We start from the raw sequence: 15,740 nt of genomic DNA, 5'->3' as shown, positions 1-15,740 counted from the left end.
GGTCCACCACTCAGCCGTCGAACTGGTGGCCCATCGTGCCGTCACCGACCTGCCGGTACCAGCCCGCGTCGCGGGTCAGCACGTCGACACCGCAGGTCAGCGCCAGGAACGCGGCCGACGCCCGATCCGGGCTGTCGACCAGCGACCGCATGGTGGCCAGCGCCAGCCAGTCCTGCGGATCGTCCGCGAGCAGGAACACCGCGGGATGGTTGATCAGCACCTCGATCAGGTCGGCGTCGAGCAGCCCGTTGGTGTGGGCGGCCTGCACCAGGCACGGCAACGGCAGGACCACCGCCCCGAACTCGTCGTCGATCTCGGCGATCAACTCGCCGACCGCGATCGCGCCGCGAATCCAGCCGGCCACCGCGGAACTGTCCAGCACCAGGCGGATGGTGCGCGGCTCGTCGGTCACGCAGGAACGCCGGACCGCAGCCGGGCCAGCAGCGCCGCCCTGCTCGCGGTGTCACGCCGCTCGTCGGCCTCACGCAGCCGGCGGCCGGCGCGCGCCTTGCCCTCGGCCGTCACCGGCACGCCCCGCTCCACGAGGATGTCGGTGATGCTCCGCGGCACGCTCGTGTCCTGCTCCATGCCCCGAGGGTAACCCTCCTCCCGGCCGGCGCGGTAACACGCATTCCGCCCGGCGCCTGCCGGAATCCGTCATCCGAACGGCATGCCGGCATTAATGATCGTTGCCACGGGGAAACCGATAGCCCTCTCCCCCGGACCTCACCGGCGCGAAATCATTCATTTCCACCGGATTCTCCGCCAGGCTGAGGAGCGACTCGTGACGGATGACCAGGTAACCGATGAGCAGGTGCACGACATCCTCTGGGGAAATGTGCAGACCGTCCGCGAGGTCATGCGCGCCCTGGCCCAGAAAGCGGCCGTCAACGGCGAGCAGAGCGAGGCGCAGGCCCGCATCTTCGTCGAGAACAAGCTGGCGGAAATCCCGCGCGGCGATTCCTTCGACGCGCTCTGGGACGACCTGGAATTCCTCTATCGGAAGATCACGGCGGGTGCGGTCGAGATGATCGTCCAGGACGACCACGACGCCGCCCGCGCCTTCCTCGGGTCCGCCGGCATGCTGCTGGGCATGCTCAAGCCGGAGCTGACCGACGACGAGCGGGGCGAGGTGCTCGGCCGCAGCCTCGACCAGCGCATGGCCGAGCGCTCAGCGCAGTAGCCGGCCACCGCCCGGCAGACACTCCCCCGGGTCAGCCGGCAGCATCGGGTCCGGGTGCCTCGAGGCGCTGGGCGATCCGTTCGACGGCGGCGAGGTCGTCGGCGGTGAGCCGATCGATGAAGTGGTGCCGCACCGAGGCGAGATGGGCCGGCGCCGCATCGGTCAGCGTCCCCAGGCCGTCCGCGGTGAGCACGAGCAGGCAGCCGCGGCCGTCGGCCGGGTCGGGCTCGCGCCGCAGGAGGCCACGCGCCTCCATGCGGGTGGCGTGCCGGGACAGCCGGCTGCGCGACCAGCCCATCTTGTCGGCCTGCTCCCCCAGCGTGCTGGTGTGGCCGGGCTGCTCGGACAGGGTGCTGAGCACCTCGTAGTCGGGCTCGGAGAGGTCGATGGCGGCCAGGTCTCGGGCCATGCCGGTCCGCACGGCGACCATCACCCGCAGGAAGGCACGCCAGGCCCGCTCCTCGTCCGGACTCAGCCAGCGCACGCCGCTCGCCGGAGAATTCGTTGACATGTAATCAACCTAGCATCTACTCTCGTTTACATGTCAACGAAACCGATCCGTGTCCTCGTGCTGACCACAAGCACCCGCCCCGGCGCGCTCGGCCCCGCCGTCGGCCGGTGGCTGATCGACGCGATCACCCCGCGGGCCGCTCAGCTCGGCGCCGAGCTCGTCCCGGTCGCCCTCAGCGACCTCGGCCTGCCGTTTCTGGACGAGGAGGAGCACCCGTCGTCGGGTGTCTACCGCAACGACCACACGCGCCGGTGGAGCGAGATCGTCGACGCGGCCGACGGCTTCATCGTCCTCACGCCGGAGTACAACTTCGGCATGCCGGCCACCCTCAAGAACGCGCTGGACTACCTCAGTCGTGAGTGGGCGTGGAAGCCGATGGGCTTCGTCAGCTACGGCAACACCTCGGCCGGCACCCGGTCGGTGCAGCACGCCAAGCAGGTGGTGACCACGCTGCGCCTGGTCCCGCTGGGCGCCACGGTCGCGATCCGCATCGGCGACGCGACCGAGAACGGCCGGCTGCGCCCCGACGCGGGCCGCGACCGGGCGGGCGTCCGGCTGCTGGACGAGCTGGTCCGGGTCGCCCAGGCCCTGCGCCCGATGCGCGAGCCCCTGCGGGCCGGCGTCGTGGCCGGACCGGTGCCGGGTTCCTACGCACGACAGCTGACGCCCGACGACGCCGCCGAGGTCACCGTGCTCCAGCGAGCTAGCTGGGTGGACGAGGCGATCGTGAACGACACGCTGGCCATCCCGCCCCTGCACGAGTCCCTGGAGGAGGTGGCCGACTGGCTGGCGGCCTGGCAGACCACCGGCGTCTGGCGCGACGGCCGGCTGCTCGGCATGGTGCGCGTCCGGCGCGACGGCGCCGACCTGCACCTGGGCCGCCTCGCCGTCGTGCCCGACCTGCGCGGCCAGGGCGTCGGCCGCTGGCTGCTGCGCGCCGCCGAGGCGGCCGCCCCGCCGGACGTCCGGCGGATCGTCCTGTTCACCGGCGCCAAGAGCCTGCGCAACATCGACCTCTACCGGAGCGAGGGCTACGTCACGGTGCCCGCCGCCGGCACCGGCGGCATCACCAGCCTCGCCAAGGAACTGTCCGCTACATGAGGCCGGCGAGTTTGTAGAGGACCAGCGAGCCGGCGACGGCCACGTTGAGGCTGGAGCCGGTGCCGACCATCGGGATCTCGACCGCGCTGTCGAGCAGGTCCAGCGCCTCCGGCGGGATGCCGGTGGCCTCGTGCCCCAGGACCATCACCGTGCGGCGGCGCGCCGGTGGCAGGTCGGCGAGCCGGACCGCCTCGTCGGCGAGTTCCACCCCCAGGACCGCCGCGCCCGCCCTGCGCTCGTCGGCCAGCCAGCGCAACGGGCTGCCGACGCGGTGCACGCAGGTGGGCTGGCGCAGCGTGTTGCCCCGGGCGAGCGCCTCGTCGACCCAGCCGAAAGGGGGCACGGCGAGGCAGGCGCCGACGGCGTCACAGGTGCGCAGCAGCGTGCCGAGGTTGGCGCCGTGCATGGGCCACAGGGGCGCCGCGACGAGGTGTCCCCAGCAGCGGTGCCGGCGGGGGCGTCGGGAGGACCGGATCTCTTGCGGGGTCCGGACCCGGATGGCGGGCCTCACCGCGGAGGAGCGGCAGCGCTCCAGGATGCAGAAGTCATGGGGGACGTGCTTCTCGGCGCACGCGAGCCATCGACGATCGGCGGACTGGCGATCGCCACCATACCGCGGCATGCTGGTGGGCAGCGAGGCCCCTTCCGGACACGGACGCGCCCGACCGTCAGGGAGGAAGGAGCGCGCCATGGCGCCGATCGTGATGGGTCCGCCGCCGCACAGCGAGGATCCGTACACCCGGATGACGAGTCCCCGCGGGATCCCGGTGGATCAGCTCGTCTCGGTGTTGCAGAAGGAGATCCGGCGCGGCCACGTCGACAACGCGGTGCTGGCGGCGTACGAAATGCATTGCTCTGGCCCGGACGTCGCCGCCCACCTCTGGCGGAGGCTGCGTCTGATCGCGGTGGAGGACGTCGGGATGGGCGCGCCGATGGCGCCCGTGCTGCTGCGGGAGTTGCAGAGCGACTACGAGGCCGGCGGCGGCACCGACGGGATGCAGGTCGTGCACGCGGTCCGCTTCCTGGCGACAGCGCCGAAGGATCGGACCAGCTCCGAGCACGCCGACTACGTGCGGACCATGGTGGAGGCCGGGCGGCTGGTGGTGACGGTGCCGGACTATGCGCTGTGCGTGCACACGCGCGCCGGGCAGGAGATGGGCCGCGGGTTGCCGCACTGGTGGCGGAACGGGGCTCGGGTGCACGACGAGCTGGCGAGCGCGGATCACACGTACCGTAAGGCTTTGATCGAGATGAGCTCAATCCTGGCTCAGGAGTCCACGCAGGACACTGCGCACGGTCACGTCGAACAGGTCGCGCCGGGGTGAGGGCGGGGCGGTGAAGGCGGCGATCAGATGCGGGTACGCCGTCATGTCGATGCCGTCGAAGCCGGGCGGCGGGGCGGCGGACTCGCTGCGCGCGAACAGCGACACCACGCCGGTCATCATCGCGATCGCCTCGAACTTGGCGGTGGTCGCGGACGGCACCGGGTGCAGGATCGCCAGGCAGTGGTCGAACCAGGCCAGCGAGTTCGGGCCGAGGGCGGTGGGCCGGGGCAGGACCTCGACCAGCCACGGATGCCGCCGGTACAGGTCGAGCTGCCCCCGGGCCATCAGCAGCATCCCGTCCAGCCAGTCGCCGCCGGCGGCCGGGAACGGCGCCAACTCCCCCGCGACCTGGTCGGCCATCAGGTCGAGCAGGTCGTCGCGGGCGGTCAGGTAGCGGTACAGCGAGCCGGCGCCGGTGCCGAGCGCGGTGGCGACGGCCCGCATCGAGACCGCGCCGATGCCGTCGGCGTCCGCCATCGCGATCGCCGCGGCCACGATCTCGTCCCGCGAATGTGCCGGCGCCGGCCCACGCGTCCCGCGAGCCGGGCGGGACCACACCGGCCGGCGCACTGGCTCCGGGGATGACGTCACCGCTACACTCTAAACTGCAAACGCCGTTCGCAGTTTAACGAAGGGTGCGGAGGATGGACCAGAACTGGACCGTGCAACGGGTGCCGGCGGCCGACGGCGCCGAGATCGTGCTCCACTCCGTCGGCATCGGGCCGGGCGTGATCGTCGTGCACGGCGGCGGCGTGACCATCGAGATGTACCGTCGCTTGGCCGTCCGCCTGGCCGACCGCTTCACGGTGCACCTCTACAACCGGCGCGGCCGGGCCGACGCCGCCGCCCGCGCCGAGCCCTACGACGGCGAGCAGGACATCGACGACCTCGCGACGCTGCTCGCCTTCACCGGCGCACGCAACGTGATCGGCCACAGCGGCGGCGGTTTCATCGCGCTGCGCGCCGCAGCGCGACGGCTGCCGATCGACCGGCTCGCCCTCTACGACCCGGCGGTCCAGGTCAACAGCCTGGGCTCCTACCGGTGGCTGCCCGCCGCCCGGCAGGCCGCCGACGCCGGCGACATCCCCCGCGCCATGGCGATCGTCGGCGCGGGCGTCCACACCGAGTCAGCGACCTCCCGCCTGCCACTCGCCCTCCGGATCGCCATTTGCAAGATCTTTTTGCGTACGCCCATCGGCCGCACCATGGGTGAACTGCTGCCGACCACGCTGGACGAGACCGCACTGATCCACCGTTTCGACGGTCCGCCGGAGCAGTGGGCCGGCGTCGAGGCGGAGGTGCTGCTCGCTTGCGGCGCCAACGGGCCGGACTACTGGCCGCCGACCAACGCGGCCCTGGCCTCGGTCATGCCGCACGCACGCACGCTGGTGGTGCCGCGGGCGAACCACGACGCCCTCAACCGCGCACCCCAGCACCTGGTCGACGCGCTCGCCGAGTTCTTCCTCGCCCCGCCCGGCCGGGGACCTCGTGGTGGATCATCTTCGATACGCTCGCGCGGTGAGCGCGACGTTGAGTGACAGTGCACGGGGGCTCGTCGACGGGCGGAACCTGGCGGTGCTGGCCACCACCAACCCGGACGGCAGCCCGCAGACCTCGGTCGTCTGGGTCACCCGCGACGGCGACGACCTGCTGATGTCGACGCAGGCCGGCCGGCGCAAGGACAAGAACCTGCGACGGGACCCGCGGGCGAGCCTGACGGTGATCGATCGGAACGACGCGTCGCGCTACATCGAGGTGCGGGGGCGGGTGACAATCACCGAGGACGCGGAGCGGGCGTTCGCCGCCCGGCTCGCCGAGGAGTACGAGGGTCCGGGGGCCGGCGAGACGTATCGACAGTTGCCCCCGGAGGTCGTGCGCGTGGTGATCCGGTTGACGCCGGAGCGGGTGCTCGGCTACTCCGCCTAGTCCCGCGGCAGGCCGAACCGGTCGCGGAAGGCGGCGATGACCTCGGCTTCCGTGCCCGGGATGACGGCGGCGGCCGTTCGCACCGTGTCGAGCGCCGCCTCCAGCGGGTCGGGCTCCCTGGCGAAGACCACCGCGTGGATCGCTGACACCTCGGGCCTGATCTCCGGGGCCGGCGCGTCGGCGGGGCGCAAGGAGGCACGCTGGGTGATCTCCTCCGCCGGGACCTGCCGCCAGCGGGCGAACCCGTCGGTGAAGGTGGCGAACCACGCCGGTGGCGGGTCACCGCGATCGAGGGCGTCGAGGGCCTGCGCGACCCAGTCCTGGCCGGCCAGGCCGGCTCGGCGGCACGTCTCCCGGGCCGCCCAGGCCGCCATGACCCGCTGCTCCTCGGGTCCCGCCGCGTCGATCTCGTCGACCAGGTCCCGGTCCAGGTGGGCCAGCCCGACGGCGCGCGGCGCGACCGCGCGCAGGCGGTCGTTGGCGGGGCCGCGGCCACCCCAGTAGCGGGCTTCGTCGTCCTGACGGAACTTTTCTTCCTGCTCCTGGGGCTCAAGGCGCTCCTGCCGGTCCGGCGGCGGGGACTTCTGCGCGCACTGGTGCCAGTAGGCGGCGGTGCTGCTCGACTGCCGCACGACCCGGTCGGGTGCCGGTGGCGCCGGCCACAGCTGGATCAGGTATCGCTCCGCCGGTTCGGTACGCTCCTCGTCCTCGTTGTCGAAGCCGATCACGCCGAGCCGCACCCGGTAGTCACGGACGTCCAGGTCCGGCAGCGGGATCGGAGCGTCGCCCCAGATGCCGAGCCGCACCTGCCGGCCCAGCGGGCGGAACGACACCTCGACGACCTCCTGCCAAACGTCGTCGATATCCGGTTCCCGGTCGTGAACCTCGATCCGCACCGGAACATCCCCGGTGTGCAGCCCGGTCGTGAACTCCAGAAACCCGGGGATCGCCGCCGCGCAGAGCCCGTTCGCCTGACCCGCACGCCCGTCGAGTTCCGGCCTGTCCCCGCCGCCGGCACTCTCGATCGAAAAGAGGTGGAACGCCACCGTCACGTCGTCGTCGAACAGGATCCGCATCGGCCCATCATCCCGGCCGGCCGGTCCCACAGGGCGCGATCTCGGCTCACCGCGCGGACGAGCCGCCCGATCCACTCGAACTCGTCGATCAGATGGCGTCCACGCCCCGCAACGGCAGACGGCGTGACTCAGCCGGGGTGATCACTCGTGCGGCCGGTGGGCAGGCGCACCGTGAACAGGGTCAGGGCCTCCGCCGGATCGCTGACGCCGATGGTGCCGCCGTGCTGCTCGACCACCGCCCGCGCCAGCGTCAGGCCCAGGCCCGAGCCGGGCAGGCCGCTGTGCAGCGCGGCACCACCGCGGAAGAACAGGTCGAACAGGCGATCGCGCTCGTCCGCCGGGATCGGCTCGCCGGTGTTGGACACGGTGAGCACCGCGGCGTGCGCGTCGGCGGTCACCTGCACGCCCACTGTCGAGTGTTCCGTGGCCCAGATCAGCGCGTTGTTCAGCAGCTCGTCGGCGACCTGGCGGAGCCGGTCCGCGTCGCCCCGGATCGGCACCGTGCCGGGCGCGTTGACGTCGATGGTGACGTCGCGATGGACACGCTCGCGGGCCGCGTCCGCCGCCGCCCGGACCACCGATGCCAGGTCCATCGCCCGCCGGTGCACCGCGATGTGGCCGGACCGCATGCCGGCCACGTCCAGCAGCTTGTCCACGACGATCGACAGGGTGCCGGCGTTGCGGTACATCACCTGCACCATCTCACGGTGGTCGTCGGCGAGATCGGGCTCGTCGAGCAACAGCTCGGTGTAGGCCTGAATGCTGGTGAGCGGTGTGCGGACCTCGTGGCCGACCAGCGCGGCGTACTCGTCCCGGGTGCGGTCCAGCTCGGCGGCCAGGCTGCCGGCCCGGCGGTGTTCCAGGAACCCGCCGAGCTGCGCGCCGATCCCGGTCAGGATCGCGGTCCGGGTGTCGTCCGGCACCTCGGCGGTGTCGCAGTAGCAGACGAGGACCCCCAGCACGTCGGTGCCACTGGGCACCGGGATGGCCAGCGCGGCACTCAGCGGCGCCCAGCGGCCGTCCAGGTCGGTCGCCCACTGCGGCTGGTTGGTCTGCCAGGCGCGGGCCGGGAGACCGTCGTCGGGTGGCAGCGGCTCGCCGGCACCGCAGACCGCGGCATGGCCGGCGGCTGCCCAGCAGGAGGCGCGGCGCAGGACCTCGCCGACCTCGTCGACGATCCAGACCTCGGTCGCCGCCCATCCGATCATCGAGCCGATCAGCTCCACCACCTCGGCGAGCACCTCGTCGGTGGGCTCCGCACGGGAGAGGAGCTTGGAGATCTCCAGCTCGCACTCCTTCAGGCGGGTGGCGTCGCGCAGCGCCGTGACGTCGTCCATCGCCACCAGGGCGACGACGTCGACGCGGCCCTTGAGCGGGCCCGCGTACATCCGGAAGGTCCGCGCCGGGGTGCCCGGCACCCGCATGACGACCTCCGCCTCGCAGACGCGCTGCCCGCGCAGTGCGCTGACGAGCGGATTGCCGGCGTCGGTCAGCGGATTCCCGGCCGGGTCCCGCAGGTGCAGCCGCTGTGGCCACTGCTCGGCGCGGGCGCCGACGAGCCGGTCGCCGGCGATCGCCCGCGCCGCGTCGTTGCACAGCACCGGCCGGCCGAGCTCATCGCAGCCGAACACCGCGGTCTTCAGGCTGTCGGCGAGCACCTGCATGGTCTCGTGCTGCTGTTGTTGCATCTGCCGGCGGGCCAGAATCTCGGCCTCCGCCTGCCCGATGCTGCGACGCAGCTGCTCGGTGAGCCGGCCCAGCTCACCGCCGGCCGTCTGGGCCACCATGAACGCGGTGACGTCCTCGGCCCGCTGCACGATCAGGTGCAGGCCACCGTGGGCGTCGAGGACCGGGGCGTGCATCGGCGCCCAGTACCGGGTCGCGAAGCCACCGCCGGGCTGCGGGACGTCGTACTTCTGGACCGGCATCACGTCCGGGGCGCGGTCGTGCAGCACCCGCCGCAGCGACGCCCCGATCGCCTCGACGCCGTGCGCCTCCGGATCATCCGGGTTGTCGGGAAAGGCGTCGAAGATGTACCGGCCGACGATCTCCTCACGGCGGGTCATGGTGGCCGCGAGGTAGGCGTCGCTCGCCTCGACGATCGTCAGGTCCGGATCGAGGATCAGTAACGACGTCGGAGTACGCCGAAACAACAACTGATAGTCGATCACACCTCACTCTAGAGCAGTACGGGATGATATGTCTGATCTTCAGCCGGAGGTCAGCGACCCTCCGCCAGCCTGGTCAACTTGGCCACGTAGGCCGGCCAGTCGTAGTCACCGGGGATGTTCGTATTGCCCGGATGCAGGCCGATCGCCTGGTCGTGCTGCTCGCGCATGATGTCCGCCTGGCCCGCGTGGCGGGACAGGTCGTAGATCACCCGGACGACGATGTGGTGCAGGGTCACCGGCTGCCCGTCCGGCCACCAGGGGACCCGCCCCAGGGTGTCGAGCGGCAGCTGTTCGATCGTCTCGTCCGCGAAGGCGCCGACCCGGCGGTAGAGGTCGATCAGCCCGTCTTTCGTCTCGTCCTCCCGCGCATACCAATCCGCTTGCGGGTCCTTGTCGTAAACCGCCAGGTCCACCAACTCCTCCGGCGTCGGGAACTCGCGCCCGAACGTGGGCCCGAAGTAGCCGGCCTCGACGTTGAGGCAGTGCTTGAGAACCCCGAGCAGATTGTTGCCGGTCGGCGTGCGGGGCATCCTGGCTTCGCGTTCGCTCAGCCCGTCGAGCTTCCAGATCAGGCTGTCGCGCGCCTCCTGGAGGTAGAGACGCAGCGCGGACTTCGGATCGCTCAGATCAACCATGGCCGCAGTCTGCCCTCCCCGATCAAGTCGGTCAGCCGGCTTCTCCCCCGCGACAACCATTACGCCAGGTGACGCTCGAACCAGGTGCCCCGTTTCCCGCCGAGCTGGGCGGGATCGGCCGGGCCGACCGGCACGAAGCTGGCCTTGGTCAGGACCCGCTGGGACGCGACATTCTGGCGGGAGGTGGCGGCACGCAGCATCCGCAGCCCGTGCCGGGTCGCGGCCAGGTCGCAGAGCTCACGGACGGTCGCGGTCGCCACGCCGCGGCCGGCAGCCTGCTGCGCGACGCGGTAGCCGAGGTTCGCGGAGCGGTCGTCGACGTCGAACAGATTGAAGCGGCCCAGGATCGCGCCGTCCGCGCCGACGAGGACGTAGAAGGCGCAGGCGCCGGTCTCCTGCTCGGCCAGCGCGGCCGCGTGCCGGTCGGCGAACCGGTCGAAGAAATCGTCGCCGCGGTCCGAGATCGAGGCGGCGAAGTAGGCCCGGTTGGCCAGCTCGAAGGCCAGGACCGCGGAGGCGTGGCGGGCATCCAGCCGTTCCAACTCGGGCATCGCCCGACTCTAACCGGATCCGAGGACGTGCGAGGACCCCGGCGAACCGCCGGGGTCCTCGGGTGGTGCGCGGGTCAGGAGAGTGCTGTGCGGATCAGGAGAGTGCTGCGCGGGTCAGGAGTTGATCGCGGCGTGCTCGCTGGAGTTGACCGCCACGCTTACCTTGCGGGGCTTGGCCTTCTCCAGCACCGGGATGCGCAGGACCAGGACACCGTTGTCATAGCCGGCCTGGATGCGCTCGCTGTCGAGCACGTCGGACAGGATCAGCTGGCGGGAGAACACGCCCAGCGGCCGCTCCGACGTGTGCACCTGCGCGTTGTCGCCCAGGTCCAGCGGCCGGCGCTCGGCCTTGACCGTGAGCACGTTGCGCTCGATGTCGATATCGATGCTGTCCGGGGACACGCCGGGCAGGTCGAACGCGACGATGAACTCGTCGCCCGTCCGATACGCATCCAGCGGCATGGTGACCGGCCGGGACCAGGTGCCGGACTGGGGGTCGCCGAACACCTGCCGGGTCCACCGGTCGAGTTCCCGGAACGGGTCAGTGCGCACCAACATCGTGTCCACCTCCGAAATCTCTCAACAACAGGGGTGCCAATGCGCTCACCCACCGTTGTAGCATGTCATCGGAACGACGACAAGTGGATTGTCATTCAGACGACGACGAGGCGGCGATGAACGTCGACGATCATCACCAGGCGCAGGCGGCGCTCGCGCTGATCCTGACCACGGCCGGCAGCACGCCGGCCGCTCCCTCCGAGACGGCGCTGGCCGCACTGATCGCGCTGCGTCACCTGCGTGCCCAGCTCGACGCCAGCGAGCCGCAGCTGATCGCCGCCGCCCGCGCCGCGGGGGCCAGCTGGGCCGAGCTCGCCCCGGCGATGGGCGTGGCCAGCCGGCAAGCCGCCGAGCGGCGTTATCTGCGGGTCCGGCGCGGCGCGCTGGACGACGCCACCGCCACCGGCGACCAGCGCGTCACCGCGGAGCGCGACCGCCGCGCGGGGACCCGGGCGGTCACCGACTGGGCCCGGGACAACGGCGCCGACCTGCGGCAGCTCGCCGGGCAGATCACCGCCCTGACCGATCTGGGCCCGCACGCGCAGGACAGCCTCGACCGGCTGCACCAGGCCCTCGGCGACAGCGACCCGGCCGCCCTGCTCCCCCTGCTCACCGCCGCCCAGCAGTATCTGCCGTCCCAGCACGCCGCACTCGCCGAGCGCGTCAGCACCGTCACCGGGGACGCCGACCAGGTCCGCCGCGTCACCCAGCGCCGGCGCGAGAATCAGCGCCGCACGCCCCGCTGACCCGTCTTTCGACCGCTCGGCGACGCCAGCAGACCGCTCACCCCTCTGGCACGCATCGACGTTGACAGATGCACGAGCGGGGGGTGAGGCTTCGGGCACCCGCCGGGACCGCGGCGCGTCCGAGGCATCAGCGGCGTGAAGGCACAGATCCGGGACTGCGATGGCGGGGCCAACCGGAAATGGAGCTGGTCATGAGACGACTCGCAGCCCTCATCCTGTTCCTCGGCGCGCTCTGCCTGCCCTCCGCCGCCGCACAGGCGGCCGAATCCAACGGCGGCGTACGCGTGATGCCGCTCGGGGACTCCATCACCGACGGCTACAACGTTCCGGGCGGCTACCGCATCGGGCTCTGGCAGCGCCTCGCCGGCAACGGCACGCTGACCGATTTCGTCGGCTCCGGCTCGAACGGGCCGGCCGGCCTCGGCGACCACGACCACGAGGGCCACTCGGGCTGGCGCATCGACCAGCTCGACGCGAACATCGTCGGCTGGATCCGGCAGGCCGACCCGCGCACCGTCCTGCTGCACATCGGCACCAACGACATCGGGCAGAACCACGACGTCGCCAACGCCCCGGCCCGGCTGTCCGCGCTGATCGACAAGATCCGGGCGAACGCCCCGCAGGTGCAGCTGTTCGTCGCGCAGATCACCCCCACCGCGAACGCCGCGAACGAGCAGAAGACCCAGACGTTCAACGCGGCCCTGCCCGGCATCGTCGCCCAGAAGGGGCCGCTCACCCACCTGGTCGACATGCACTCCGCGCTGACCACCGCCGACCTGGCCGACGGCCTGCACCCGAACGCCGGCGGGTACGACAAGATGGCCGCCCGCTGGTTCGCCGCGCTCCAGTCGGTGCCCGGCAGCCTGGCCACGCTGACCACCCCGCCGGTCGGTGGCACGGTCGTGCTCTCCAACCCGCAGTCCCGGCGCTGCCTGGACGACAGCAGCGGCAACGGCACCGACGGCGCCACCGTGCACCTCTGGGACTGCCACGGCGGCGCCAACCAGAAGTGGACCCGCACCGCGGCCGGTGAGCTGCGCGGCGCCGGCGGCAAGTGCCTCGACGTGTACGGCAACGGCACCGCCAACGGCACCCGGGTCACCGTCTGGACCTGCCACGGCGGCGCCAACCAGCGGTTCACCTTCGGCGCCTCCGGCACGATCACCGGGGTGGCCTCCGGGAAGTGCGTCGACGTCAACGCCGGCGGCACCACCAACGGCACGAAGGTGCAGATCTGGGACTGCAACCGCACCGGCGCCCAGGTGTGGTCCGCCCGCTGACCCGCCACGTCACCGGACCGGTCCTGAACAGGTCAGGGCCGGGTCGTCGCCGGGTCGTCTGCTAACGGCAGATCGGCTTGGCCGGGGGCCGCCCGCACCGCAATGGTGGAGGCGGCCCGTCCGGCCGAACCGAAGGAGCAGGCCATGCAACAAGCCATCAGCGGCACCGTCGACGACCAGGTGGCCGTCCAGCTGCTGCACCAGCGCATCATCGTGCTCGGTGCCGAGGTCGACGACCCGATCGCCAACCGGATCTGCGGGCAGCTGCTGCTGCTGTCCGCCGAGGATCCGCAGAGCACGATCAACCTGTACATCAACTCACCGGGCGGGTCGGTCACGGCCGGCCTGGCGATCTACGACACCATGCGGCTGATCCCCAACGAGGTCAGCACCCTGGCGCTCGGGCTGGCCGGCAGCATGGGCCAGTTCCTGCTCACCGCGGGCACCCCGGGCAAGCGGTTCGCGCTGCCGCACGCGCAGATCCTGATGCACCAGGGCTCGGCCGGGTTCGGCGGCACCGCGGCCGATGTGGAGATCTACGCCAACCAGCTGGAACGTCTCGGCCAGACGCTGCTGCGACTGACCGCCGAGCACACCGGCCAGCCGTACGACACGGTGGAGCTGGACAGCCGCCGCGACCGCTGGTTCACCGCCGAGGAGGCGCGGCAGTACGGCCTCATCGACCACATCATCGACAGCGTCGACGACGTCCGCCCGAGCATGACCCGCCAGCCGATGGGACTCTCCGCATGAGCCAGTACACGATTCCGACGGTGGTCGAGAAGACGCCGAGCGGGGAGCGCGCCTTCGACGTCTACTCCCGGCTGCTGGCCGACCGGATCATCTTCCTCGGCACCGAGATCGACGACGGTGTCGCCAATGTGGTGATCGCCCAGCTGATCCACCTGGAGTCCAGCGGGGAGCAGGAGATCGGGCTGTACATCAACTCTCCCGGCGGCTCGTTCAGCGCGCTGACCGCGATCTACGACACGATGAACTTCGTCCGGTGCGACATCGCCACCATCTGCGTCGGACAGGCCGCCTCGTCGGCCGCGGCGCTGCTGGCGGCCGGCACGCCGGGCAAGCGCTCGGTGCTGCGGCACGCCAAGGTCACCCTGCACCAGACCACCAGCCAGGCCCGGGGCACGCTGCCGGACCTGGCCGTGGAGGCCAAGGAGGTGGCCCGGGTGCGGGCCGAGATGGATCAGATCCTGGCCGAGCACACCGGGCACCCGGCAGCCAAGATCCGGGAGGACACCGACCGCAAGATGGCGCTGTCGGCGCACGACGCGGTCGCCTACGGCCTCGCCGACCGGGTGATCACGCACCGCGAGCCGCGGGCGTACCGGCTCAACGCCGCCTGACAGAGATGATGTTGGTGAGCACCTCCCGCCGGGGTCTGACCCACCGCCTGACTGACTTCGGGTCCTTAACGAGATTTGTCGGCCCTGGTCGGGAGGTGCTCATGCACTCATCAGGCGTGGCGTTGTGACTTCATAGGAGCCTGGCCAGAGGCCCCATCTCTGTCTTGTCCGCGTTGCCCGGCTGGTGCGTGCCGCCCTGCCCCCAGTCACGAACGACAGGACGACGATGCCCTCCATTACACCTGACGACGCCGCGATCGACGTCTTCGGTGGCGTCGACACCCACCAGGACACCCACACCGCCGCAGTGATCGACCTGGTCGGGCGGGTGCTGGGCACCCAGCAGTTCCCCGCCACTGCGGCCGGATACTGCGCCTTGCTGGCCTGGATGCGTGCACTCGGCCGCCTCGGCGGTGTAGGCGTCGAGGGCACCGGCGCCTACGGCGCCGGGCTCACCCGGCTACTACGCGATCAAGACGTCACGGTGATCGAAGTCGACCGGCCTGACCGCAAGACCCGCCGCTTTCAGGGCAAGTCCGACCCGATCGACGCCATCCAGGCCGCCAAGGCCGCCCTTGCCGGGGAGCGCACCGGTGTTCCCCAACAGCGTGACGGCCGGGTCGAGGCCCTACGCAACCTGCGCGTGTCTCGGCGCAGCGCCATCGACCAGCGCGCCGACACCCAGCGTCAGATCAAAACCCTGATCGTCACCGCCGCCGACGACCTGCGCACTCAGCTCCGCGGCCTGAGTGTCTCGAACCTGGTTGCCACCTGCGCGAACCTACGACCCGAGCGTGCCGACGCCGGCTCCCCGGTCACCGCCACGAAGATCGCGCTACGCTCGCTGGCCCGCCGCCACCAGCAGCTCACCATCGAGATCGCCGACCTCGACGAACTCCTGGAGCCATTGACCGCCGCGATCAACCCCGGCCTGCGCGCCGCGAACGGCGTCGGCGCCGATGTCGCCGGCCAACTCCTGGTCACCGCCGGGGAAAACCATGACCGGCTCGGCTCCGAGCCGGCGTTCGCCATGCTGTGCGGCGTCGCGCCGATCCCTGCATCGTCGGGCAAGACCACCCGCCACCGCCTCAACCGCGGCGGCGACCGCCAAGCCAACAAAGCCCTCTACCGCGTCGTACTCTGCCGCCTGCGCTGGGACCCTGACACCCGCGCCTACGCCGAACGACGCACCAAAGAAGGCCTTTCCAAAAAAGAAATCATCCGCTGCCTCAAACGCTACGTCGCCCGCGAGCTCTACCAACTCATCACATCAAACGACCTCGAACTCGCCGCTTGACATCCATAGGAGCATC

The 15,740-nt window shown here is 71.3% G+C and carries 20 protein-coding genes; 10 read left to right on the top strand and 10 right to left on the bottom strand.

Features of this window, described 5'->3' with window-relative positions; all coding sequences use genetic code 11:
• Nucleotides 1–10: 10 nt before the first annotated feature.
• A complete protein-coding gene (locus Aiant_RS42160; protein ID WP_189330233.1) occupies nucleotides 11–412 on the bottom strand; it encodes a hypothetical protein in 402 nt (133 codons plus the stop codon).
• Entirely contained in the window at nucleotides 409–588 is a 180-nt protein-coding gene (locus Aiant_RS42155) for a hypothetical protein (RefSeq protein ID WP_189330232.1), read from the bottom strand. Before Aiant_RS42155 ends, Aiant_RS42160 begins: the two co-directional genes overlap by 4 nt.
• Nucleotides 589–784: 196 nt before the next feature.
• On the opposite strand from Aiant_RS42155, the gene Aiant_RS42150 reads away from it, so the two are divergent.
• Nucleotides 785–1,183 carry a hypothetical protein gene (locus Aiant_RS42150; RefSeq protein ID WP_189330231.1) on the top strand — a complete coding sequence of 133 codons (399 nt, stop codon included), beginning with the start codon at nucleotides 785–787 and terminating at the stop codon, nucleotides 1,181–1,183.
• A 31-nt stretch (nucleotides 1,184–1,214) separates the two neighbouring features.
• Here the strand turns inward: Aiant_RS42150 and Aiant_RS42145 are convergent, their stop codons facing one another.
• Nucleotides 1,215–1,694, bottom strand: a complete 480-nt coding sequence (locus Aiant_RS42145; protein WP_189330230.1) for a MarR family winged helix-turn-helix transcriptional regulator — start codon at nucleotides 1,692–1,694, stop codon at nucleotides 1,215–1,217.
• A 30-nt stretch (nucleotides 1,695–1,724) separates the two neighbouring features.
• Here Aiant_RS42145 and Aiant_RS42140 point away from each other — a divergent pair, with 30 nt between their 5' ends.
• On the top strand, nucleotides 1,725–2,795 hold the full coding sequence (locus tag Aiant_RS42140; RefSeq protein WP_189330229.1) for a GNAT family N-acetyltransferase: 1,071 nt from the start codon (nucleotides 1,725–1,727) through the stop codon (nucleotides 2,793–2,795).
• Here Aiant_RS42140 and Aiant_RS42135 read toward each other — a convergent pair.
• Complete coding sequence (locus Aiant_RS42135) at nucleotides 2,788–3,201, bottom strand: TrmH family RNA methyltransferase (protein ID WP_229829985.1); 414 nt, start codon at nucleotides 3,199–3,201, stop codon at nucleotides 2,788–2,790. The two genes, Aiant_RS42140 and Aiant_RS42135, sit on opposite strands and share 8 nt — an antisense overlap.
• A 283-nt stretch (nucleotides 3,202–3,484) precedes the next feature.
• On the opposite strand from Aiant_RS42135, the gene Aiant_RS42130 reads away from it, so the two are divergent.
• Nucleotides 3,485–4,120: an AAA family ATPase gene (locus tag Aiant_RS42130; RefSeq protein WP_189330227.1), complete on the top strand. Its 636-nt coding sequence runs from the start codon at nucleotides 3,485–3,487 to the stop codon at nucleotides 4,118–4,120.
• Here the strand turns inward: Aiant_RS42130 and Aiant_RS42125 are convergent.
• The gene (locus tag Aiant_RS42125; RefSeq protein WP_189330226.1) at nucleotides 4,052–4,711 is read right to left on the bottom strand and encodes a TetR/AcrR family transcriptional regulator; all 660 of its coding nucleotides are present in this window, start codon (nucleotides 4,709–4,711) and stop codon (nucleotides 4,052–4,054) included. The genes Aiant_RS42130 and Aiant_RS42125 overlap by 69 nt on opposite strands.
• A gap of 53 nt (nucleotides 4,712–4,764) precedes the next feature.
• Between Aiant_RS42125 and Aiant_RS42120 the strand changes: the two genes are divergently transcribed.
• Both Aiant_RS42120 and Aiant_RS42115 read left to right on the top strand, forming a co-directional pair.
• Entirely contained in the window at nucleotides 4,765–5,658 is an 894-nt protein-coding gene (locus tag Aiant_RS42120) for an alpha/beta fold hydrolase (RefSeq protein WP_189330225.1), read from the top strand.
• Nucleotides 5,639–6,046 carry a PPOX class F420-dependent oxidoreductase gene (locus Aiant_RS42115; RefSeq protein ID WP_189330224.1) on the top strand — a complete coding sequence of 136 codons (408 nt, stop codon included), beginning with the start codon at nucleotides 5,639–5,641 and terminating at the stop codon, nucleotides 6,044–6,046. Before Aiant_RS42120 ends, Aiant_RS42115 begins: the two co-directional genes overlap by 20 nt.
• On the opposite strand, the gene Aiant_RS42110 is transcribed toward Aiant_RS42115, so the two are convergent.
• From Aiant_RS42110 to Aiant_RS42090, 5 genes are all read right to left on the bottom strand, one after another.
• Nucleotides 6,043–7,122, bottom strand: coding sequence for a hypothetical protein (locus Aiant_RS42110; RefSeq protein ID WP_189330223.1), 1,080 nt, complete (start codon nucleotides 7,120–7,122; stop codon nucleotides 6,043–6,045). The two genes, Aiant_RS42115 and Aiant_RS42110, sit on opposite strands and share 4 nt — an antisense overlap.
• A 128-nt stretch (nucleotides 7,123–7,250) precedes the next feature.
• Entirely contained in the window at nucleotides 7,251–9,275 is a 2,025-nt protein-coding gene (locus tag Aiant_RS42105; protein ID WP_229829984.1) for a sensor histidine kinase, read from the bottom strand.
• Between the two features lie 68 nt (nucleotides 9,276–9,343).
• The gene (locus Aiant_RS42100) at nucleotides 9,344–9,928 is read right to left on the bottom strand and encodes a DinB family protein (RefSeq protein ID WP_189330221.1); all 585 of its coding nucleotides are present in this window, start codon (nucleotides 9,926–9,928) and stop codon (nucleotides 9,344–9,346) included.
• A gap of 59 nt (nucleotides 9,929–9,987) precedes the next feature.
• Complete coding sequence (locus tag Aiant_RS42095; protein ID WP_189330220.1) at nucleotides 9,988–10,479, bottom strand: GNAT family N-acetyltransferase; 492 nt, start codon at nucleotides 10,477–10,479, stop codon at nucleotides 9,988–9,990.
• Nucleotides 10,480–10,593: 114 nt separating this feature from the next.
• Nucleotides 10,594–11,037 carry an Hsp20/alpha crystallin family protein gene (locus Aiant_RS42090; RefSeq protein ID WP_189330219.1) on the bottom strand — a complete coding sequence of 148 codons (444 nt, stop codon included), beginning with the start codon at nucleotides 11,035–11,037 and terminating at the stop codon, nucleotides 10,594–10,596.
• 83 nt (nucleotides 11,038–11,120) lie between these two features.
• Between Aiant_RS42090 and Aiant_RS42085 the strand changes: the two genes are divergently transcribed.
• From Aiant_RS42085 to Aiant_RS42065, 5 genes are all read left to right on the top strand, one after another.
• Complete coding sequence (locus Aiant_RS42085) at nucleotides 11,121–11,783, top strand: hypothetical protein (RefSeq protein WP_212846800.1); 663 nt, start codon at nucleotides 11,121–11,123, stop codon at nucleotides 11,781–11,783.
• Between the two features lie 191 nt (nucleotides 11,784–11,974).
• Complete coding sequence (locus tag Aiant_RS42080; protein ID WP_189330218.1) at nucleotides 11,975–13,063, top strand: SGNH/GDSL hydrolase family protein; 1,089 nt, start codon at nucleotides 11,975–11,977, stop codon at nucleotides 13,061–13,063.
• Nucleotides 13,064–13,207: 144 nt separating this feature from the next.
• The gene (locus tag Aiant_RS42075; RefSeq protein ID WP_189330217.1) at nucleotides 13,208–13,816 is read left to right on the top strand and encodes a ClpP family protease; all 609 of its coding nucleotides are present in this window, start codon (nucleotides 13,208–13,210) and stop codon (nucleotides 13,814–13,816) included.
• The gene (locus Aiant_RS42070) at nucleotides 13,813–14,427 is read left to right on the top strand and encodes a ClpP family protease (RefSeq protein ID WP_189330216.1); all 615 of its coding nucleotides are present in this window, start codon (nucleotides 13,813–13,815) and stop codon (nucleotides 14,425–14,427) included. The genes Aiant_RS42075 and Aiant_RS42070 overlap by 4 nt, the downstream gene beginning before the upstream one ends.
• A gap of 226 nt (nucleotides 14,428–14,653) precedes the next feature.
• Entirely contained in the window at nucleotides 14,654–15,724 is a 1,071-nt protein-coding gene (locus tag Aiant_RS42065) for an IS110 family RNA-guided transposase (RefSeq protein ID WP_189330657.1), read from the top strand.
• The last annotated feature ends 16 nt before the right edge of the window (nucleotides 15,725–15,740 follow it).

It is taken from the genome of Actinoplanes ianthinogenes, assembly GCF_018324205.1.
GTDB lineage: Bacteria > Actinomycetota > Actinomycetes > Mycobacteriales > Micromonosporaceae > Actinoplanes > Actinoplanes ianthinogenes.
Note: the sequence above shows the minus strand (reverse complement) of the source record. Positions and strands in the feature narration are given on the sequence as shown.